The 21,170-nt window shown below is 71.2% G+C and carries 19 protein-coding genes; 3 read left to right on the top strand and 16 right to left on the bottom strand.

Features of this window, described 5'->3' with window-relative positions; translation table 11 throughout:
* Positions 1-5: 5 nt before the first annotated feature.
* Positions 6-611, bottom strand: a complete 606-nt coding sequence (locus tag ACWDAS_RS27715; RefSeq protein ID WP_450396127.1) for a dienelactone hydrolase family protein — start codon at positions 609-611, stop codon at positions 6-8.
* 79 nt (positions 612-690) lie between these two features.
* Here ACWDAS_RS27715 and ACWDAS_RS27710 point away from each other — a divergent pair, with 79 nt between their 5' ends.
* Entirely contained in the window at positions 691-1,794 is a 1,104-nt protein-coding gene (locus ACWDAS_RS27710; RefSeq protein WP_450396124.1) for a mechanosensitive ion channel family protein, read from the top strand.
* 50 nt (positions 1,795-1,844) lie between these two features.
* Here ACWDAS_RS27710 and ACWDAS_RS27705 read toward each other — a convergent pair whose 3' ends face one another.
* The 5 genes from ACWDAS_RS27705 to ACWDAS_RS27685 form a co-directional block, all read right to left on the bottom strand.
* Complete coding sequence (locus tag ACWDAS_RS27705; protein ID WP_450396122.1) at positions 1,845-3,440, bottom strand: Na+/H+ antiporter; 1,596 nt, start codon at positions 3,438-3,440, stop codon at positions 1,845-1,847.
* Between the two features lie 36 nt (positions 3,441-3,476).
* A complete protein-coding gene (locus tag ACWDAS_RS27700; RefSeq protein WP_450396120.1) occupies positions 3,477-3,914 on the bottom strand; it encodes a GNAT family N-acetyltransferase in 438 nt (145 codons plus the stop codon).
* A complete protein-coding gene (locus tag ACWDAS_RS27695; protein ID WP_450396429.1) occupies positions 3,907-4,842 on the bottom strand; it encodes an RluA family pseudouridine synthase in 936 nt (311 codons plus the stop codon). Before ACWDAS_RS27695 ends, ACWDAS_RS27700 begins: the two co-directional genes overlap by 8 nt.
* Positions 4,843-4,888: 46 nt before the next feature.
* Positions 4,889-5,449 (bottom strand): signal peptidase II, encoded by a 561-nt coding sequence (gene lspA, locus ACWDAS_RS27690; protein WP_450396117.1) that lies wholly within the window; start codon positions 5,447-5,449, stop codon positions 4,889-4,891.
* A gap of 130 nt (positions 5,450-5,579) precedes the next feature.
* Positions 5,580-6,110: a TraR/DksA family transcriptional regulator gene (locus ACWDAS_RS27685; protein WP_450396114.1), complete on the bottom strand. Its 531-nt coding sequence runs from the start codon at positions 6,108-6,110 to the stop codon at positions 5,580-5,582.
* Between ACWDAS_RS27685 and ACWDAS_RS27680 the strand changes: the two genes are divergently transcribed.
* A complete protein-coding gene (locus ACWDAS_RS27680) occupies positions 6,091-6,912 on the top strand; it encodes a hypothetical protein (protein WP_450396111.1) in 822 nt (273 codons plus the stop codon). The two genes, ACWDAS_RS27685 and ACWDAS_RS27680, sit on opposite strands and share 20 nt — an antisense overlap.
* Before the next feature lie 460 nt (positions 6,913-7,372).
* Positions 7,373-10,501, top strand: a complete 3,129-nt coding sequence (ileS, locus tag ACWDAS_RS27675) for an isoleucine--tRNA ligase (RefSeq protein WP_450396108.1) — start codon at positions 7,373-7,375, stop codon at positions 10,499-10,501.
* Positions 10,502-11,235: 734 nt separating this feature from the next.
* Here the strand turns inward: ileS and ACWDAS_RS27670 are convergent.
* The 10 genes from ACWDAS_RS27670 to murD all read right to left on the bottom strand — a co-directional run.
* Positions 11,236-12,396 carry a DivIVA domain-containing protein gene (locus tag ACWDAS_RS27670; protein ID WP_450396105.1) on the bottom strand — a complete coding sequence of 387 codons (1,161 nt, stop codon included), beginning with the start codon at positions 12,394-12,396 and terminating at the stop codon, positions 11,236-11,238.
* Positions 12,397-12,442: 46 nt separating this feature from the next.
* Entirely contained in the window at positions 12,443-12,733 is a 291-nt protein-coding gene (locus ACWDAS_RS27665) for a YggT family protein (RefSeq protein WP_018557120.1), read from the bottom strand.
* A gap of 62 nt (positions 12,734-12,795) precedes the next feature.
* Complete coding sequence (locus tag ACWDAS_RS27660) at positions 12,796-13,377, bottom strand: cell division protein SepF (protein ID WP_450396102.1); 582 nt, start codon at positions 13,375-13,377, stop codon at positions 12,796-12,798.
* 63 nt (positions 13,378-13,440) lie between these two features.
* Complete coding sequence (locus tag ACWDAS_RS27655) at positions 13,441-14,202, bottom strand: YggS family pyridoxal phosphate-dependent enzyme (RefSeq protein ID WP_450396100.1); 762 nt, start codon at positions 14,200-14,202, stop codon at positions 13,441-13,443.
* Positions 14,174-14,914, bottom strand: coding sequence for a peptidoglycan editing factor PgeF (gene pgeF, locus ACWDAS_RS27650; RefSeq protein ID WP_450396426.1), 741 nt, complete (start codon positions 14,912-14,914; stop codon positions 14,174-14,176). Before pgeF ends, ACWDAS_RS27655 begins: the two co-directional genes overlap by 29 nt.
* Before the next feature lie 15 nt (positions 14,915-14,929).
* Positions 14,930-16,150: a cell division protein FtsZ gene (ftsZ, locus tag ACWDAS_RS27645; protein WP_450396097.1), complete on the bottom strand. Its 1,221-nt coding sequence runs from the start codon at positions 16,148-16,150 to the stop codon at positions 14,930-14,932.
* A gap of 246 nt (positions 16,151-16,396) precedes the next feature.
* Positions 16,397-17,170 carry a cell division protein FtsQ/DivIB gene (locus tag ACWDAS_RS27640; RefSeq protein WP_450396094.1) on the bottom strand — a complete coding sequence of 258 codons (774 nt, stop codon included), beginning with the start codon at positions 17,168-17,170 and terminating at the stop codon, positions 16,397-16,399.
* A 219-nt stretch (positions 17,171-17,389) separates the two neighbouring features.
* On the bottom strand, positions 17,390-18,481 hold the full coding sequence (murG, locus tag ACWDAS_RS27635; RefSeq protein ID WP_450396092.1) for an undecaprenyldiphospho-muramoylpentapeptide beta-N-acetylglucosaminyltransferase: 1,092 nt from the start codon (positions 18,479-18,481) through the stop codon (positions 17,390-17,392).
* 6 nt (positions 18,482-18,487) lie between these two features.
* A complete protein-coding gene (gene ftsW, locus ACWDAS_RS27630; protein WP_450396089.1) occupies positions 18,488-19,888 on the bottom strand; it encodes a putative lipid II flippase FtsW in 1,401 nt (466 codons plus the stop codon).
* Positions 19,889-19,928: 40 nt separating this feature from the next.
* Positions 19,929-21,170, bottom strand: a 1,242-nt coding sequence (murD, locus tag ACWDAS_RS27625) for a UDP-N-acetylmuramoyl-L-alanine--D-glutamate ligase (protein WP_450396086.1), incomplete at its 5' end; no start/stop codon positions are given.

Below are 21,170 nucleotides of genomic sequence, written 5' to 3'. Positions count from 1 at the left end.
GCCCGCTACTCCGCGCTCGCGTCCCCCGCCTCCCCGGCGTCCGCCGCGATGTCCGCCAGGAAGTCCAGTGCGACGGCCCAGGCGCGCTCGGCCGCCTCCGCGTCGTAGTCGTCGAGCTCCGGGTCGGTGAAGAGGTGGCCGGCGCCGCGGTAGCGGTGGATCTCCACGTCGGCGCCCGCCTTGCGCATGCGCAGGTACCAGGCGTTCAGCCAGTCGTCCGGCTCGAAGGGGTCGGGCTCGGCGACGTGCAGCTGGACGGGGATGTCGGTGGCGGCGTCGTCCGCGATGTCGGAGGTGCCGTGCAGCAGCAGGAGGCCGCGGGCCTTGTCGTCGGCGAGGGCGAGGTTCTGCGCGATGGAACCGCCCAGCGAGAACCCGGCGTAGACCAGGCCGCGGCCGGAGAGCGGGCCGGAGACGGTGACGGCGCGCATCAGCAGTTCGTCGCGGCCGATCTCGTCCTTGATGGCCATGCCCTCCTCGACGGTGTCCGCGGTGCGGCCCTCGTAGAGGTCCGGTACGAGCACCTCGTGACCGGCAGCGCGCAGCCGGTCGGCGGCGGCGTGCACGGCCGGACGGAGTCCGTAGGCCGAGTGGAACAGCACGATGGTCATGCCGGAGGTCACAATTTCACTTCCCATGAACGGCGCACGGTCGGGTACGGGCTCCATCATGCCCGTTACCGTCGAAGACATGGATTCCGTCGTACGGCCGCTCGGCGTGGTGGGCGGCTCTCTCGTCGTGACGTTCGCCGTGGGCTGGGCCGTCGACCACGCGCTGCGCAGGGCCGACGCCCGGCACCCGGAGACCCCGCTGTGGAATCTGCTGCGCCGCGCCCGGCTGCCGCTACAACTGGTGATCTGCAGTTCGCTGCTGCGCGGTTCGTACGAGCAGGCGCATCTGGCCCGCGGCCACACCCGTGCGATCGGGCAGGTGCTGACCCTGGTGCTCATCGGGGCCTGCGCCTGGCTGGTCGTCCGGGTCGCGGCCGCCATCGTCGAGGCGTCGTACTCGCGTTACGCCTCCGGCGCCCAGGACGCGGCGCGGGTGCGGCGGGTGCGGACCCAGGTGACGCTGATCCAGCGGGTGGTCTCGGCGGTCGTCGGCGTCGTGGCGGTCGCGGCCATGCTGCTGACCTTCCCGGCGATGCGCGGCTTCGGCGCCTCGATGCTGGCCTCGGCCGGTGTGATCGGCATCGTCGCCGGTATCGCCGCCCAGTCGACGCTGGGGAACCTCTTCGCGGGGCTGCAGATCGCCTTCGGGGACATGGTCCGGATCGGCGACGCCGTGGTCGTGGAGGGCGAGTGGGGGACGGTGGAGGAGATCACCCTCACCTATCTGGTGGTCCGCACCTGGGACGAGCGGCGGATCACCATGCCGGTCTCCTACTTCACCAGCAAGCCCTTCGAGAACTGGTCCCGCGGCAACGCCCGGATGACCGGCACCGTCTACTTCCACCTGGACCACACCACCCCCGTCGACCTGATGCGCGAACGTCTCCACGACGTCCTCAAGGAGTGCGAGCAGTGGGACGGCCGGGCCTGGGGCCTGGTGGTGACCGACACCACCCCGTCCACGATCGAGGTCCGGGCCCTGGCCACGGCGAAGGACGCGGACGACATCTGGACGGTCCGCTGCGTGGTGCGCGAGCAGATGATCGACTGGCTGCGCCGCGAGCACCCGTACGCGCTGCCGCGCATCAACACCGCCACCGCTCCCGGCCTGGCCGAGGCCCCGGACCGGGAGCAGGCCACACCCGGGGCCAAGGACATCGGCCCCGGCCCCGGGGCGCGGTAGGCGCCGGTACGCCGTCGGCGGGCGGCCGGTCAGCCGGCCGACGCCGGGGCCTACCGGGACACACGCAGGCTGCGCACGTCGAGCTGACGCAGCACGCGGTCGACGATCTCCGGGTCGTAGCCGGGCTCGCTGCGGGCGGCGAGCACCTCGTGCCGGGCGGCGGAGAGCATGTCCCGCTGGACGCGTTCGACGGTCCTGATGCGGCGCACGCGCGCGGTGTGCCGCTCGCGCTTCTCGTCGTCGACGATGTCCGGGCAGATCCGGGCCCCTACGTCGAAGGCGCGGCGGTGCAGGAGTTCGGAGACCTCCTCGGGGAAGCTCTCGGTCTCCTCGACCTCCCTCAGCCGCTGCTTGGCGGCCGCCATGGCACGCAGCGCGAGCAGCATCTCCATGTCGTGCTCCACCTGGGTGTCGCTGCTCACCCCGAGCCGTTTGACGACCCACGGAAGGGTGAGCCCCTGCAGGACGAGGGTGGTGAGGACGACGGAGAAGGCGATGAAGAGGATCTCGTCGCGCGCCGGGAAGGGCTCGCCCGTCTCCGTGGTGTGCGGAATGGCCAGCGCCAGGGCGACGGACGCCACGCCGCGCATGCCGGACCACCACATGACGACGGTCTCGCGCCAGGACATCGGGATGTCCTCGTCGAGGTCGCGCCGCTTGTGGAGCCGCCTGGTCACCGCGGCGGCGGGCATCAGGTAGGCGAGCCGTACCAGGATGACGGCGCCGACGACGATCGCCGCGTGGCCGACCATCGCGCCCCAGCGGCCGGAGCCCACGCCGAAGACGTTGTGCAGCTCCAGGCCGATCAGGCCGAAGGCGACGCCGGTGACGAGGGTGTCGACGACCTCCCAGAAGGTGGCGCCGACCAGCCGCCCGGTCACGTCGTCGGCGTCGCGGGCGTGTTCGGCGAGGAACAGCGCGGTGGTGAGCACGGCGAGGACGCCGGAGCCGTGCGCCTCGTCGGCGATCGCGTACGAGGCGAAGGGGACGAGCAGGGAGAGCCCGATCTGCAGGGTCGGATCGCCCACGACCCCCATCAGCTTGGAGGCCGTCCAGCCCAGGACGACACCGACGGCGACCGCGACGACCGCCGACAGCAGCAGCTCGCCGAGCGCCTCCGGCCAGGAGAAGGAGCCCGTCACGGCCGCGGCGACCGCCACGTTGTAGACGACGATGGCGGTGACGTCGTTGAACAGCCCCTCGCCCTCCAGGGTCGACACCATGCGGCGCGGCAGTCCGAGGCGCCCGGCCACGGCGGTCGCGGCGACCGGGTCGGGTGGGGCGACCAGCGCGCCGAGCGCGACGGCCGCGGCCAGCGAGATGCCGGGGACGACGGAGTGGGCGATGGCGCCCACCGCGGCGGTGGTGATCAGCACCAGGGCGACGGCCAGCAGGAAGATGGCCTTCTTGTTGGCGGCGAACTGCCGCCAGGAGGTGCGCTGCACGGACGCGTAGAGCAGCGGCGGCAGGACGAGCGGCAGGATGAGCTCGGGGTTGATCTCGACGTTCGGCACGAACGGCAGAAGGGCCAGTACGACCCCGAGCAGCGTCATCAGCACGGGTGACGGCAGCCCCATCCGGTCGCCCAGCGGCACCATCACGATGGCCGCGAGCATCAGGGCGAAGAACAGCGCGAGTTGATCCACACCCCTAGCGTGGCATGGCCGCCGTCCCCGCCCCGCTCAGAGCACGCGCCTCATCGAAAGGTGCGGGATGCCCGCCTCCTCGTACTCCTCACCCAAGGACGTGTAGCCGAGGCGCTCGTAGAAACCGACCGCGTGCGTCTGGGCGTGCAGTTCGACGGCGTCGAGGCCGAGGCGGCGGGCCTCGTCCTCGATGGCGCGCACCAGGGCCACGCCGATGCCCAGCCCGCGGGCGGCGCCGGTGACCGCCAGCCGGCCGAGGATGCCGGTGCCGTCGGTGCCGGGGAGCAGCCGCCCGGCGCCCAGCGCCCTGTCCGGGCCGGTGGCCAGGACGTGCACGGCGACGGCGTCGTGGGCGTCGTACTCCAGCTCGGCGGGGACCTTCTGCTCCTCGACGAAGACCTCGTGCCGTATCGCGTAGTACGCCTTCAGGTCGTCGGGGTCGGTGGCGACCCGCACCTCGTACGTCTCAGGCACTGTCGGCTCGCACGGTGTCGAGGGCGTTCTGGAGGTCGTCCGGGTACGGGCTCTCGAACTCCACCCAGCGGCCGTCCTCGGGGTGGGAGAAGCCCAGGCGCACGGCGTGCAGCCACTGGCGGGTGATCTTCAGCCGCTTGGCGAGGGTGGGGTCCGCTCCGTAGGTCAGGTCGCCGACGCAGGGGTGGCGGTGGGCGGCCATGTGGACCCGGATCTGGTGGGTGCGGCCGGTCTCCAGCTTGATGTCGAGCAGGGAGGCCGCCCGGAACGCCTCGACGAGGTCGTAGTGCGTGACGCTGGGTTTGCCGTCGGCGGTCACGGCCCACTTGTAGTCGTGGTTCGGGTGGCGGCCGATCGGCGCGTCGATGGTGCCGCTGAGCGGGTCCGGATGGCCCTGGACGAGCGCGTGGTAACGCTTGTCGACGGTGCGCTCGCGGAACTGCTGCTTGAGGTCGCTGTAGGCGATCTCCGACTTGGCGACGGCCATCAGACCGGAGGTGCCGACGTCGAGCCGGTGCACGATGCCCTGGCGCTCTGCGGCGCCGGATGTGGAGATCCGGTAGCCGGCGGCGGCCAGGCCCCCGATGACGGTGGTGCCGGTCCAGCCGGGGCTGGGGTGGGCGGCCACGCCGACGGGCTTGTCGATCACGACCACGTGGTCGTCGTCGTACACGATCCGCATGCCCGGCACGGGCTCGGCGACGATCTCCACCGGGCGCGGCGGCGCGGGCATCTCGACCTCGAGCCAGGCACCGCCCGAGACCCGGTCGGACTTGCCGGCCTCGTTGCCGTCGATCGTCACCTTCCCGGCGGCGGCCAGCTCGGCCGCCTTGGTCCGCGAGAAACCGAACATACGGGCGATGGCGGCGTCGACACGCTCGCCCTCGAGGCCGTCGGGGACAGGGAGGGATCGAACTTCGGCAGACATACTCACCTGATCGAGTATGCCGGATCCGCGGGCGGTCCTTCGCCGGTCAGTCCTTGTGCACGGTTCCGTCCGGGTCGAGGCCGCGGAAGGACAGCAGAACGATCAGGACACCGCCGCAGACGATCGCCGAGTCGGCCAGGTTGAAGACCGCGAAGTGGGCCGGAGCGACGAAGTCGACCACATGCCCCTGCAGGAAGCCGGGTGCGCGGAACACCCGGTCGGTGAGGTTGCCGAAGGCGCCCCCGAGCAGCAGCCCCAGCGCGATCGCCCACGGCACACTGTGCAGCTTGCGGGCGATCCGGGCGATCACGACGATCACGGTGACCGCGATCACCGTGAAGATGATGGTCATGCCCTGGCCGAAGCCGAAGGCCGCGCCGGCGTTGCGCACCGCCTCCAGGCGCAGGTAGTGACCGATCACGTCGATGGGCTCATGCCCCTCGAGGCTGGTCACCACCCAGATCTTGGAGAGGAGGTCGAGAACGTACGCCAGCGCAGCCACCCCGAGGAGCACGGCGATGCGCCGCGGTCCCTTGCCGGTGACCTCGTCCGTAGCGCCGGTCGGCTGGTCCGCCGTGTCCGCCGCGGTCTCCTGTGCCTTCGCCATGTGAGTCCTTCAGCCCTGATCTCCGCCAGGCCGGATCCTGACGCAGACGAGGTTACGGCACATACGTCCGAACAGCGGGGCTACGGGGGTGCGGGCCCCGCGATTCCGCGTGCCGGTGGTCGTGCCGCGGTCAGTGGCGCTCCTGCCGCTGCTTGCAGTCCACACAGAGAGTCGCCCGCGGGAAGGCCTGCATCCGCGCCTTGCCGATGGGCTTGCCGCAGGACTCGCACAGCCCGTACGTGCCGGAGTCGAGCCGCTCCAGCGCGTGCTCGGTCTGGGCGAGCATCTCGCGGGCGTTGGCGGTCAGCGCCATCTCGTGCTCGCGTGTGATGTTCTTGGTGCCGGTGTCGGCCTGGTCGTCGCCGGCACCGTCGCCCGAGTCGCGCAGCAGCCCGGTGATGGCGTCCTCCGAGGTCGAGATCTCGGCGCGGAGCCGGTCCATCTCGGCCAGCAGCTCTGCGCGCGCCGCGTCCACCTCCTCCTCGGACCACGGCTCCTCGTCGGGCCGTACGGCCAGGTCGCCGGCGACGACACCCGTCGCCTCGGCGATGCGGGCCGTGGGGACCGCGGAGGCCGACGCCCCTGCCGCGGCCGTACCGGCCGCCGTCTTCTTCGCTACCACCTTCTTGGCTCCCGTCTTCGTGACCTTGGTGGCCTTCACGGCCTTCGTGCTCTTCGCTGCCTGGGCAGCCCTGTCGGTCTTCGCGGCCTTCGCCGTCGTGGACGCCTTCGCGGGCTTACCCGCCGGCGCCGTCCTCGCGCTCGTGGACGCCTTCGCCGCCTTCGCGGTCGCCGCCGTCCCCGCGGCCTTCGCGGCCTTCCCTGCCGGCGCGGTCTTCTTGGCCGCGGCCGGGGCCTTCGCGGGCTTCTCCGCCGAGGTCGCCGTCTTCCTGGCGGGGGGCGCGCTCTTCCTCGCCGTACGTCCCGTGGTCTTCCGCGTGGACGCCGCCTTCGTCGTCGTCTCCTCCGCCACGGCCGCCTTCTTTCCTGCGGCCTTGGCCGCGGTCTTCCCCGCGGCGGGCGCCGCGGCCTTCTTCGCGGCAGGTGCCGCCTTGCGTACGACAGCTTTCTTCGCGGGCGCCTTCTTTCCGGCCGCGGCCTTCTTCGCGGCGGGCGCCGCGGTGGTCTTCGGTGCGGGCGCCGCCTTCTTGCGCGGCGCGGGCTTCCGCGGGACGGCCGCCTTTCCGGCGGCCGCTCCCTCGTCGGCCGTTGCGGCGGTCCTGCGGGCGGGGGACGCGGGCTTGGCGGGGCGCTTGGCCGCCGTCTTCCTCACGGTGGACGCGGCGTTCGCGCGGGCCGTGGAAGCGGCCCTCGGTGCCGTCTTCTTCGCCGTCGTCTTCTTCGTGACGGTGGTCTTCTTCCCCACCATGGCCGCGGCCCCTTCACATATTGTGATCTTGCTCGCGAATCGTGCCGGAACGATAAATCGACTCGGGACGCGCGGCAACGGGGCAGCCGCCTGATTCGCCCGCCGTGCCCGGTCGGGAGGCAGGTCTGCATCCGTTGTGCCCAGCTCTCCGCGAGGTATTCCGGTACCAACCGGTAACAGGGTGCGGACCGGGCCATTCGGGTCACACCCGCCGCCCGCGGAAACCCGGCCGACACGGCACCCCGCAGGCCCTTACACTGGGCGGAGCGAAAGGCGTGGAAGGGGACGAGTAGCGCCGTACGCAGCCCATAGCGACCCGGGGACGGTGGAAGCCCGGGGGTGTGCGCGACGTGAAGATCACCCCGGAGCCGCCGGAAGAAAGCCCGCGAGGGCGACTAGACCCGGCAGCGCGACCCCAATGAGGGGGTTGCGGAGCGAGCCCTCACGGGCCCGGCCGCAGCCAAGGAGGGTGGTACCGCGGGAGCACGCACGACACGCGCTCTCGTCCCTCCGACGGAATACGCACGCGAACGTGTCCGCCGGAGGCAGATCCGATGACGCAGTACCGCCAGGTCCCCGCCCAGGTCGACCTGCCCGCGCTGGAGCACGAGGTGCTCGCGTTCTGGCAGGAGAACAAAATCTTCGCCCGCTCGCTGGAGCAGACCGAGGGCAAGCCGGAGTGGGTCTTCTACGAGGGGCCGCCGACCGCCAACGGCATGCCCGGCGCACACCACATCGAGGCCCGCGTCTTCAAGGACGTCTTCCCGCGCTTCAAGACCATGCAGGGCCACCACGTGACCCGCAAGGCCGGCTGGGACTGCCACGGCCTCCCCGTCGAGCTCGCCGTCGAGAAGGAGCTCGGCTTCTCCGGCAAGAAGGACATCGAGGCGTACGGCATCGCCGAGTTCAACGCCAAGTGCCGCGAGTCCGTGACCCGGCACACCGACGCCTTCGCCGAGTTGACCACCCGAATGGGTTACTGGGTGGACCTCGACGACGCCTACCGGACGATGGACCCTGAGTACATCGAGTCCGTCTGGTGGTCGCTGAAGCAGATCTTCGACAAGGGCCTGCTGGTCCAGGACCACCGCGTCGCCCCCTGGTGCCCGCGCTGCGGTACCGGCCTGTCCGACCACGAGCTGGCGCAGGGCTACGAGACCGTGGTGGATCCCTCGGTCTACGTCCGCTTCCCGCTCACCTCCGGCCCTCTCGCCGGCGAGGCCGCGCTCCTGGTGTGGACGACCACGCCCTGGACCCTGGTCTCCAACACCGCGGTCGCCGCACACCCCGACGTCACTTACGTCGTCGCGACCGACGGCGAGGAGAAGCTGGTCGTCGCCGAGCCGCTGCTCGGCAAGGCACTCGGCGAGGGCTGGGAGGCCACCGGCCAGAGCTTCACGGGCCGGGAGATGGAGCGCTGGACCTACGACCGGCCCTTCGGCTTCGTGGAGATCGAGAACGCGCACTTCGTCGTCAACGCCGAGTACGTGACCACCGAGGACGGTACGGGCCTGGTCCACCAGTCGCCGGCCTTCGGTGAGGACGACCTCAGGACCTGCCGCGCCTACGACCTGCCGGTGGTCAACCCGGTGCGTCCCGACGGCACCTTCGAGGAGGGGCTGGAGCTCGTCGGCGGCCAGTTCTTCAAGAAGGCCGACGAGGCCCTCGTCGACGACCTCCAGGCGCGCGGACTGCTCTTCAGGCACCTGCCGTACGAGCACAGCTACCCGCACTGCTGGCGCTGCCACACCGCCCTGCTCTACTACGCGCAGCCGTCCTGGTACATCCGCACGACCGCGGTCAAGGACGCCCTGCTCCGCGAGAACGAGCGCACCAACTGGTACCCGGAGGCGGTCAAGCACGGCCGCTTCGGCGACTGGCTCAACAACAACATCGACTGGGCGCTCTCCCGGAACCGCTACTGGGGCACCCCGCTGCCCATCTGGCGCTGCGGGGAGGGCCACCTCACCTGCGTCGGCTCCCTGTCCGAACTGTCGGAGCTGACCGGCACCGACCAGACGGGCCTCGAGCCGCACCGCCCCTTCATCGACGACGTCACGTTCGCCTGCCCGCAGTGCTCCGGTGAGTCCGTGCGCGTGCCCGAGGTCATCGACGCCTGGTACGACTCGGGTTCCATGCCGTTCGCGCAGTGGGGCTACCCGTACCGCAACAAGGAGGTCTTCGAGCGCACGTACCCCGCGCAGTTCATCTCCGAGGCGATCGACCAGACCCGCGGCTGGTTCTACACGCTGATGGCGGTCGGCACGCTGGTCTTCGACCGGAACGCGTACGAGAACGTGGTCTGCCTGGGCCACATCCTCGCCGAGGACGGCCGGAAGATGTCCAAGCACCTGGGCAACATCCTCCAGCCCATCCCGCTCATGGACCAGCACGGCGCCGACGCGGTGCGCTGGTTCATGGCGGCCGGCGGCTCGCCCTGGGCCGCCCGGCGGGTCGGCCACGGCACGATCCAGGAGGTCGTCCGCAAGACCCTCCTGACGTACTGGAACACGGTCGCCTTCCAGGCGCTGTACGCCCGCACCTCCGGCTGGGCGCCGGGCGACGCCGACCCGGCGCCGGCCGAACGCCCGCTGCTGGACCGCTGGCTGCTCGGCGAGCTGGGCGCCCTGGTGCGGGACGTGACGGACGCGCTGGAGTCCTACGACACCCAGCGCGCGGGCAAGCTGCTCTCCTCCTTCGTCGACGACCTGTCCAACTGGTACGTGCGCCGCTCGCGGCGCCGCTTCTGGCAGGGCGACAAGGCGGCGCTGCGCACTCTGCACGACGTCGTCGAGACCGTGACCCGGCTGATGGCTCCCCTGGTGCCCTTCATCACCGAGCGCGTCTGGCAGGACCTGATCGTCCCCGTCACCCCGGGCGCCCCGGAGTCCGTGCACCTGGCGACCTGGCCGGCGGTGGACGAGGCGCTCGTCGACCCCGCCCTGTCCGAGCAGATGGCCCTCGTACGGCGCCTGGTGGAGCTCGGCCGCGCCACACGTGCGGAGTCCGGGGTCAAGACCCGCCAGCCGCTCTCGCGGGCGCTGGTGGCCGCCTCGGGCTTCGACGCGCTGGGCGGCGAACTGCGGGCGCAGATCGCCGAGGAGCTCAACGTCGCCTCCCTGGCGTCCCTCAGCTCGGTCGGCGGCTCCCTGGTCGACACCACGGCCAAGGCCAACTTCCGCGCGCTCGGCAAGCGTTTCGGCAAGGGCGTCCAGGCGGTCGCCAAGGCCGTCGCCGAGTGCGACGCCGCGGCACTGTCGCTCGCGCTGCGCGAGGGCAACGCGTCGGTGGTCGTGGACGGCGAGCCGGTCCCGCTGTCGGCGGAGGAAGTGATCATCACGGAGACCCCGCGCGAGGGCTGGTCCGTCGCCTCCGACTCCGGCGCGACCGTCGCGCTCGACCTGGAGGTCACCCCGGAACTGCGGCGGGCGGGCCTGGCCCGTGACGTCATCCGGCTCGTGCAGGAGGCCCGCAAGAACAGCGGCCTGGACGTCGCGGACCGCATCGCGCTGCGCTGGGCCGCGACGGACGCGGAACTGGCGGAGGCACTCGCGGAGCACGCGGGGCTCGTCGCGGACGAGGTCCTCGCGACGGACTTCGCCTCCGGCGGCCCGGAGGAGGGTTACGGCCCCGCCTTCACGGACGAGGCGCTCGGGCTCACGTTCCACCTCCGCAAGCGGTAACCCCCACGGGGCCGCACCCCACGCGCCGCCCCCCGCCCCACGTTTCGTGTGGGCGGGGGGCGTCGTCGTCCGCGGGTGCGTCGTGGTTTCTGTTGGGGTGGGGGTGTTCCGGCGCGGTCAATCGCCGTCTTGCGCGCTGTTGGTGGTGGGCCGGGGTCGGGGCCCTTGGGGCCCATTCTGGACCGCATATTCACGTGCCTGCGGGCACGACCTCAATCTGTCCCGGATGCCGCACACACATATGCGTCAGCGTCCAGAACGCCCACCCTCCCCCAGCCTTCGGCCGGGGGCGCCCCAACTCCCCCGCCCCTCCCTCTCGTCGGCGGCTGACCGCCGGTGGGTGGGGGTGAGAAGGCCGTCCGGGGTTGCCGCAAGTGCCTCACTGACTCCCCACCGGCCGTCAGGCGCACAGACCACCGGAGGGGGTGTGGCGGGGTGCCCCCCAGCGGTAGCTGCGGGAGACGAGCAGCGAACCCGGCGCCCAATGATGTGAGGCAGCGCCGCGAGCCCCGAGATGGGGCACCCCGGCCGAAGGCCGAGGGAGGACCCCGGCGCGGCACCGACCCACCCCGTACGCAGCGAGGCGGCCACTGACCGCGCCGGGCGACCCCCACCCCCACCGCAACGGCGCCGCACACACATGACACGGGCGCACGCAAAAGGGCCGGGCCCCCGAGGGAAGCGAAGCGTCTCCCTGGGGGCCCGGCCCTATGTGGTGCCCGTCGCACAAGCGACTAGTTGTCGTCCTCGTCGATCAAGAACCCGCGCATCGGCGTCGGCGCCTGCTGCAGCGGTGCCGGCCCCTGCGGCCGTACCGGTGCCATCGGCTGCGTCATGGCAGGCGACATCTGCTGCTGGCCGCCGTACGTCGGGTTCGGACCGCCGACGCCCATGCCCTGGCCGCCGTAGCTCTGGCCGCCACCCATGGTGCCGGCACCGGCCGTGGCCATGCCGCCGCCCATGGTGCCGCCACTCATGCCGCCGCCCATACCCCCGGAACCGGAGGAGAGGGACGCGGCCGCGGGGGTGCGCGGCGGGGCGAGCGAGTCGTCGGCCTGGTTCTCCAGCTGGCGCAGCTGGCTCTCCAGGTACGACTTCAGGCGCGTGCGGTACTCGCGCTCGAAGCCGCGGAGGTCCTCGACCTTGCGCTCCAGCGTGGCGCGCGCGGACTCCAGGGAGCCCATGGCCACGCGGTGCTTCTCCTGCGCGTCCCGCTCAAGGGCGTCTGCCTTGGCGCGGGCGTCGCGCTCCAGACCCTCGGCGCGGCTGCGGGCCTCGCCGACGATCTTGTTCGCCTCGGCGCGCGCCTCGGCGATCGCCTGGTCGGCCGTCTGCTGGGCGAGCGAGAGCACACGGGCGGCGCTGTCGCCACCGGGGCCCTGCTGCTGCATCGGGTGACCGGGTCCACCCATGGGGTGCTGGCCCATCGGGCCGGGGCCCATGGGACCGCCCTGCATCGGACCGGGGCCCATCGGGCCCTGTCCCATGGGGCCGCCCTGCATCGGGCCGCCCTGCATGGGGCCGCCCTGCATCGGGCCGGGGCCCTGCTGAGCGCTGGGCCCGGCGGGCAGGGCGAGGCCACTGCCGGGTCCCTGGGGGCCGCCCATCTGCTGGGGCGGCACCGGCTGCGGTCCGGATATGGCGGCGGGCACGGGAGCCCCGGGACCGCGGCCGTCCTGCGGCTCGGGCTTGCGCATGCCCTGCTGCTGGTTCTGGGCGGCGGCTCGGGTGGCCGCGGCCAGCTTGGCCCGCAGGTCCTCGTTCTCGCGGAGCAGTCGGGTCAGTTCCGCCTCGACCTCGTCGAGGAAGGCGTCCACCTCGTCCTCGTCATAGCCTTCTCGGAGGCGGACGGTCGTGAACTGCTTGTTCCGCACGTCCTCGGGGGTCAGTGGCATCTCTTCACCTCAACGTGATCGTCGACATATCGGGAGCCCGCATCGGTCATCCTCGCAAGCCCCCTACGACGGTGAGCAGGATGTACACGATGATCATCAATACGAAGAAGGACAGGTCGAGCGCCACGCCCCCGAGACGCAGCGGCGGGATGAACCGCCGCAAAAGCTTGAGTGGCGGATCGGTGACAGTGTAGGTGGCCTCCAGGACGACCACCATGGGCTTCCCGGGCTGCCACGATCGAGCGAACTGGAAAACATAGTCCATCACCAACCGGAAGATCAGGACAAGCAGGAAGCACATCAGCGCGATCCACAGCACCTGGAGTGCGATGTCCATCGCGCGTCCATCTCCTCTGCTCGGTCATGGGCCTCGCGGCCGGTTTCGTACGGTTGCGTATCTCAGCTCTGATTGAAGAACCCGCCTTCGGCGATGCGGGCCTTGTCCTCCGCCGTGACATCGACGTTAGCAGGCGACAGAAGAAACACCTTCTGCGTCACCCGCTCGATGCTGCCGTGAAGCCCGAAGACCAGTCCGGCGGCGAAGTCGACAAGTCGCTTTGCGTCCGTGTCGTCCATCTCCGTCAGATTCATGATCACCGGCGTGCCCTCACGGAAGTGTTCCCCGATCGTACGGGCTTCGTTGTACGTCCGGGGGTGGAGTGTCGTGATCCGGTACGGCTCTCGTTCCGACACGACCTTAGGCATGATCACCGGCGCGTTCTTCTCCAGGCTATGGCGTTCTGGTGTGATGGATGCCACTGGGGCGATCCGCGGTTCCCGGGGAACCGGAGCGTGCACGATTCGCGCCGGTTCTTCCGATTGTGTCTGGTGCGGTGGCTGGTGGGACTGGTGCGGTCGGCGGGAGCGCTCCGGCTCGGGCTCGGGTTCGAACTCGTCGTCGGGGTCGAATCCGGGGCCGTCGTACCCGTCGTCCTCCACGAGGCCGAGGTAGACCGCCATCTTGCGCATCGCGCCGGCCATGCTCTGCGTCCTCTCAGCGGGGAAAGACCATATTTTTTGTGTGGTCCGACTTGCTTGGTGACGTTACCCGAGCCCGGTCCGGACTCCGAGTACCGCGCTACCGATGCGTACGTGTGTCGCACCGGCGGCGATGGCCTCTTCGAGGTCCGCGCTCATCCCTGCCGAGACCATGTTTGCAGCCGGATGGGCCGCGCGCAGGCAGGATGCGATTTCCGCCAGCCGATCGAAGGCGGCGCGGGGTTGACCCGCGTACGATCCCGCCAGCGGTGCGACCGTCATGAGGCCGTCGAGACGGAGTCCCGGGGCGGCCGCGACCGCTTCGGCGATCCCTTCGACGGCATCGGGTGCGATTCCGCCGCGCGCGCCCTGCGTCCCCGACTCGGCGTCCAGCGCGACCTGGACCAGGCAGCCCAGCTCGCGGTCGGCCCGCTCGGACTTCATGACGGCGGCGGAGAGCGCGTCGACCAGCCGCGGGCGGTCGACCGAGTGCACGAGATCCGCGTAGCCGACCACGGAACGCACCTTGTTCGTCTGCAGTTGGCCGACGAAATGCCAGGTCAGCGGTAGATCGGCGCAGGCGGCCGCCTTCGGTGCGGCGTCCTGGTCGCGGTTCTCGGCCACCTCGCGGACACCGAGCTCCGACAGGATCCGGACATCGCTCGCCGGATAGGTCTTGGTGACCACGATCAGGGTCACCTCGTCCCGTGCCCGGCCGGCCGCCGCGCAGGCCGCGGCGATGCGCTGCTCGACCGCGGCCAGGTTCCCGGCCAGTTCGGCCCTTCGCTCTTGTGTGCGGTCAGTCACTCGGCCCGTCCAGCCAGACATATCCCGCGAGTCGCCCGGTGGTCCGCTCGCGGCGGTACGAGAAGTGGTCTCCGGACTCCATCGTACAAATATGGGATTTCTCACCCATCGGGACGCCGAGCCGGGCGAGTTGGGAATGCACGCCCGTGGCGATGTCGAGGGAGGGGGTGCCCCAGCCGGTGGTGGCGCGGGCCTCGGGGACGACGAGGGCGACCTCCTCGCGCATCGCCTCGGGCACCTCGTAGCAGGCGCCGCAGACCGACGGTCCGGTGACGGCGGTGATCCGCTCCGCGCGGGCGCCGAGGCCGACCATGGCCTCGACCGCCGCCGGGACGACCCCGGCCAGCAGACCCGGGCGGCCGGCGTGGGCCGCGGCGACGACCCCGGCCTCCGTGTCGGCCAGCAGCACCGGCACGCAGTCGGCGGTCAGCACCGCCAGGGCGAGTCCGGGCCGGGTGGTGACGATGGCGTCCACCTCCGGGATCCGGCCGTCGGCCCAGGGAGCGGCGACGACGGCGACATCGTTGCCGTGCACCTGGTTCATCCACACCACGCGGGCCGGGTCGAGGCCCAGCTCGCGCGCGGCGAGGTCGCGGTTGGAAAGGACGGCGGCCGGGTCGTCGCCGACCGCGCCACCGAGGTTGAGGCTGTCGTACGGAGCGGCGCTCACCCCGCCCCACCTGTCGGTGAAGGCGAAGTGGGCGCCGCCCGGACGTGCGTGGTTGAGCGTTATCACGTGAGGCTGTGCTTACTTCAGGAAGTCGGGTACGTCGAGCTCCTCGGCGGCGGTGTCCTGGTAGGGACGCGCCGGGGGCACCTGCGGGGCGATCGGCTGGGCCGGCACTTCGGCGACCGGCTCGGGCCTGGACTCCTCCTCGCGCTGGGTCACGCTGCCCAGACCGCTGAAGGCCGGACGTACGGGCTCGGCGGGCGGGGTGGCCGGACGGGCCGGCGACGCGGACGTGCTCTCCTCGCGGGAGCCGTACGAGCCGAGCACCTTGTCCCGGTTGCGGGTCGGCGGCTGCCCGCCGTCGAACCCGGCCGCGATGACGGTGACCCGGACCTCGTCGCCCAGGGCGTCGTCGATGACCGCACCGAAGATGATGTTGGCCTCGGGGTGGGCCGCCTCGCTGACCAGCTGGGCGGACTCGTTGATCTCGAAAAGGCCGAGGTCGGATCCGCCGGAGATGGAGAGCAGTACACCGCGGGCGCCGTCGATGGACGCCTCCAGCAGCGGCGAGGAGATGGCCATCTCCGCGGCGGCGACCGCGCGGTCGTCGCCGCGGGCCGAGCCGATGCCCATGAGGGCCGAACCCGCCTCGGACATCACGGACTTCACGTCGGCGAAGTCGAGGTTGATCAGGCCGGGGGTGGTGATCAGGTCGGTGATGCCCTGGACACCGGAGAGCAGCACCTGGTCCGCGGAGCGGAAGGCGTCCAGCACGCTCACCTGGCGGTCCGAGATGGACAGCAGCCGGTCGTTGGGGATCACGATGAGGGTGTCGACCTCGTCGCGCAGCTGCGCGATGCCGTCCTCGGCCTGGTTGGCCCGGCGGCGTCCCTCGAAGGTGAACGGGCGGGTGACCACACCGATGGTGAGGGCGCCCAGCGAGCGGGCGATGTTGGCCACGACGGGCGCGCCGCCGGTGCCGGTGCCGCCGCCCTCACCCGCGGTGACGAAGACCATGTCGGCGCCCTTGAGCACCTCTTCGATCTCCTCGCGGTGGTCCTCGGCGGCCTTGCGGCCGACATCGGGGTTGGCTCCGGCGCCGAGTCCACGAGTGAGCTCACGGCCGACGTCGAGCTTGACGTCGGCATCGCTCATCAGCAGGGCCTGTGCATCGGTGTTGATCGCGATGAACTCGACGCCCTTGAGACCGACCTCGATCATCCTGTTGATGGCGTTCACGCCACCGCCGCCGATGCCGACGACCTTGATGACTGCGAGGTAGTTCTGCGGTGCTGCCACGTCGAAGGCCTCTCGCCTCGAGTTACGTATACCTGTGGGGACGGTCGGGAAGGCCCGCCGATCCGAACCCTAACCCTCAGGTTTAGGGTTACCAGTATGTCTGTCCCGCACTGTCTTTGGGACAGGACACTAAATCGACAAGCGGTTCGCGTACAACGAACACGCCGAACCTCCCGTTTTTCTTTTGACCCTATGTGATCACGTCAGAGCCGGACCAACCAGGGTGTCGAACAGGAGGCTGAGACGTCAACCGTCCGACGTAGAAGGGGATGTTGGGGCACTCACATCGTAGAACTCGGCATCGCTCTCGACTTTCATCAACGCCGTGAGCGCGACCGCTTTCTCCGCCCCTTGTTCCGCGCTCCCCCACACCACCGCACGCCCGCCGGTCAGTTCGACCGTAATGTCGTCATATGAGCGCACCCGGATGAGGCGTGCATCCCGGTATGCCACCTTCGGCAGGTCCGCCGCGACCTGAACCGCCGCGACCAATAGGCGTTTTGTCCCGAAATAGCGATAGCTCGCGGACGAGCGGTCGGGCCTCAAATCGATGATGGGCACACCCTTGAGGGGAGTGTCCCGTTCGTCGAAGCGGACACCGTCCGCGTCCACTTCGATGAAGTTACCGTCATCTTTGACAAGCGCGGCGGGAGTTCGCTCGGTCACTTTCAGGGTGATCGTGTGCGGCCATGAACGTTCCACTTCCACAGCGGAGATGCGCGGCAGCCGTGCCTTCAGCCGGCGGGCGATCGCGGCCGTGTCCACGGACACCAGCGGTCCGTTGAGCGGGACCTCGGCGGCGTCGCGCACCTCGTCGGGGTAGAGCACGTCGGTGCCGGTCACGCGGACCTGGGTCGCGCGCAGCCAGGCTGAGCCGTACAGCAACCAGGTGCCCGTGCCGCCGAGCACGGTGGCGGCGACGAGCGCCGTCAGCACGATGACGCGCCGGCGGCGCCGGGGCGGGCGCACGGTCTCGCCCTCCTGGTCGCCGGCCGGTTCGACGGTCGTCGGTACGGCCACGTTCGCCTCCGGGGTCGTCGGAACTGCCTTCCGCTTTCCGGGCAGGCTAGTCGTCGTGCGGGTCGTGCCGGCGGCCGCGCGCCGCCGGGCGGTCCGGGCCCACCCTCCCCCGTACCCCTTCGGAGTACGGGGGCGCCCCCTGCGCCCGGAAGGCGCGGGGGCACCCCGTCATTCGCCTCGTTCGCCCGGCGTGACGGAGGGGCGCGGCCGCAAGGGAGTTCAGCCGCGGCGGGCGGCGATCGCCTCGTGGACCATGCCGACGAGCAGTTCGTCGGCGTGCGGGCGGCCGAACTCGGCCGCGGCGCGCGACATTTCATACAGTCGGTGCGGATCGGTCAGGACCGGCAGCACATTGCCCAGCACCCAGTCCGCGGTGAGGTCCGCGTCGTCGACGATCACACCGCCGCCCGCCTTGACCACCGGCTGCGCGTTGAGCCGCTGTTCGCCGTTGCCGATCGGCAGCGGGACGTAGGCCGCGGGGAGGCCCACGGCGGAGAGCTCGGCGACGGTCATGGCGCCGGCGCGGCAGAGCATCATGTCGGCGGCGGCGTAGGCCAGATCCATCCGGTCGAGGTAGGGAACCGGGATGTACTGCGGCATGCCGGGCATGTTGTCGGCGTGCGGGAGCTCGTTCTTCGGGCCGACCGCGTGCAGGATCTGGACGCCGGACTGCTGCAGGCGCGGGGCGACCGAGGCGATCACCTCGTTGAGCCGCCGGGCGCCCTGGGAGCCGCCGGAGACCAGCAGCGTCGGCAGGGTCTGGTCGAGCCCGAACGCGGCGCGCGCCTCGGCACGGACCGCGGCGCGGTCGAGGGTCGCGATGGACCGGCGCAGCGGGATGCCGACGTAGCGCGAGTGCCGGAGCTTGCTGTCCGGGGTACTCACCGCGACGTAGTCGGTGTAGCGGGAGCCGATCTTGTTGGCGAGGCCCGGACGGGCGTTGGCCTCGTGCACCACGATCGGCACACCGAGCCGCTTGGCGGCCAGGTAGCCGGGCAGCGCGACGTAGCCGCCGAAGCCGACGAGCGCGTCGGCCTTCGTGCGCTCCAGGATCTGCTCCGCGGCCTTGATCGTGCCGCGCAGCCGCCCGGGGACGGTGATCAGCTCGGGGGTGGGCTTGCGCGGCAGCGGGACGGCGGGGATCAGCGCCAGATCGTAGCCGCGTTCCGGCACCAGACGGGTCTCCAGACCCCGCTCGGTGCCGAGAGCCGTGATCCCCACGGTCGGGTCCAGCCTGCGCAGGGCGTCGGCGAGCGCGAGCGCGGGCTCGATGTGGCCGGCGGTCCCCCCACCGGCGAGTACGACATGCACCGAAATTCACCGCTCTCCGGACGGCCGCCGCTTGACGAACCGCCTCATCGTCCGTGTCATTGCCCCCGGCCAGTAGCCGGGCCCCCGCGCGTTGAGTGCCGTTCGCGCGGCGGGCTCGTTCCTCGCGAAGGAGATCAGCAGCCCGATCGCGAACATGGTCGGCAGGAGGGCCGAGCCCCCGTAGGAGAACAGCGGGAGCGGGACTCCGGCGATCGGCAGCAGACCGAGCACCGCACCGATGTTGACCACGAACTGCGCCGTGATCCACGTCGTCACGCCTCCCGCGGCAAACCTGACGAAGGGGTCCTCCGTACGACCGGCCACGCGGATACCCGCATAGCCTAGAGCCGCGAAGAGAACGAGCACCGACAGCGTCCCCGTCAGCCCCAGTTCCTCCCCGGTCACGGCGAAGATGAAGTCGGTGTGCGGTTCGGGCAGTTGGCCCCATTTTTCCACGCTCGCCCCGAGTCCGGAACCGAACCATCCGCCCGAGGCCAGGGCGTAGATCCCGTGTACGGCCTGCCAGCAGCCGCCACCGGGAGTGACATCGGTGGCCCCGATGCAGGCCAGCCGGTCCATGCGGTTCCCGCTGGTCTTGATCAGCAGGAAGCCGATGACGCCGGCGACCCCCAGGACGCCCGCGAACAGCCGGGTGGGGGCGCCGGCGATCCACAGCAGGCCGAAGAGGATCGCGGTGAGGATGATCGCGGTGCCCATGTCACCGCCGAGCATGATCAGGCCGAGCAGCAGAAAGGCCACCGGCACCAGCGGGATCAGCAGGTGCTTCCACTGGACCAGGAGCTTCTTGTCCTCCTTGCGGGCCAGCAGGTCGGCGCCCCACAGGACGAGCGCGAGCTTGCCGAACTCACTGGGCTGCAGCTGGAACGGGCCGCCGAGGTAGAGCCAGTTCTGGTTGCCGTTGACGGACTGCCCTATCCCGGGGACCTGGACCAGGGCCATCAGGAAGACCGAGCCGACGAGCAGCGGGTAGGACAGTGCGCGGTGGAGGCGCACCGGGACGCGCGAGGCGGCCACGAGCAGGCCGGTGCCGAGCACGGCGGCGAACAGCTGCTTGCGGAAGTAGTACGTGGAGGGCAGCCCGTACTCCAGCGCCTTGATCTGCGAGGCGGAGAACACCATCACCAGACCGAGCACGGTGATCAGCAGGCTGCTGCCGAGGACCACGTAGTAGGCGGTCAGCGGGCGGTCCCAGGTCCGCATGGCACGGTCGAGGACGACCTTCGCGCCCCGCAGCGCGCTGCCCCGCGGCGGTTTCCCGCCCGGCGGGCGCGTCCCGGACGCGGCGGCCTCGGGCCGGGGCAGCGCCGCCCGCGCGGGGCGGGCCGGCGCCGTCAGCGCGTTGCGGGAACGAGAGCCGGAGGCGTCACCGTGGTCGGCTGCCGTCATGTCCCCTCCTTGGTCGCGGTGCGTGCCGGAGCGGCTCCGGCTACTGCCCGGCGCCGGACGCCCGCAGATCCCGTACGGCCGCCGCGAAGGCGTTTCCGCGAGCCTTGTAGTCCGCGAACATGTCCATCGAGGCACAGGCCGGTGCCAGGAGCACCGTGTCGCCCGGGTGGGCGAGATTCCGCGCGGCGCGGACGGCCGCCGCCATCGCCCCAGTGTCGGTGCGGTCGAGGTCGACGACCGGGACCTCGGGGGCGTGTCGCGCGAGCGCTTCACGGATGAGGGCGCGGTCGGCGCCCATCAGGACCGCGCCGCGCAGCCGCTTGGCGGCGGCCTCGACCAGCTCGTCGAAGGTGGCGCCCTTGGCGAGGCCGCCTCCGATCCAGACGATGTGCTCGTACGCGGCGAGGGAGGCCTCGGCGGCGTGGGTGTTGGTGGCCTTGGAGTCGTCGACGTAGTCCACGTCGTCGATCCGGTCCACGTGCGCGATCCGGTGGGCGTCCGGCCGGAAGGCGCGCAGGCCGTCGCGGACGGCGGCCGGCTCGACGCCGAAGGCGCGGGCGAGGGCCGCCGCCGCCAGCGCGTTGGCGATGTTGTGCGGGGCCGGCGGGTTCACGTCGGAGACCTCGGCCAGCTCCTGCGCGTGGCTGTGCCGCTCGGGCGCGAAGGCACGGTCGACGAGGATGCCGTCGACGACCCCGAGCTCCGAGGGCCGGGGGCTGCCGAGGCCGAAGCCGATCGCGCGGCAGCCCTCCTCGACGTCGGCCTCGCGCACCAGGGCCTCGGTGGCCGGGTCGGCGAGGTTGTAGACGCACGCGACCTTGTTGCCCTCGTAGATGCGGCCCTTGTCGGCGGCGTAGGCGGCCATGGAGCCGTGCCAGTCGAGGTGGTCCGGGGCCAGGTTGAGGACCGCGGCCGAGTGCGGGCGCACCGAGGGCGCCCAGTGCAGCTGGTAGCTGGACAGCTCGACGGCGAGGACGTCGTACTCCTGCCCGGACAGGACGACGTCCAGGATCGGCGTGCCGATGTTGCCGACCGCCGCGGTGCGCAGGCCCGCCGCGCCCAGGATCGAGGCGAGCATCTGAACGGTGGTCGTCTTGCCGTTGGTGCCGGTGACCGCGAGCCAGGGCGCCGCCCCGGGACCGCGCAGCCGCCACGCCAGCTCCACATCGCCCCACACGGGCACACCCGCGGCCTCGGCGGCCGTGAAGAGCGGGCTGGTGGGCTTCCAGCCCGGCGAGGTGACGATCAGCTCGGTGCCCTCGGGCAGGGTCCGGCCGTCCCC

Source organism: Streptomyces sp. NPDC001070, assembly GCF_053598835.1.
This window is presented reverse-complemented; position numbering and strand designations above follow the sequence as displayed.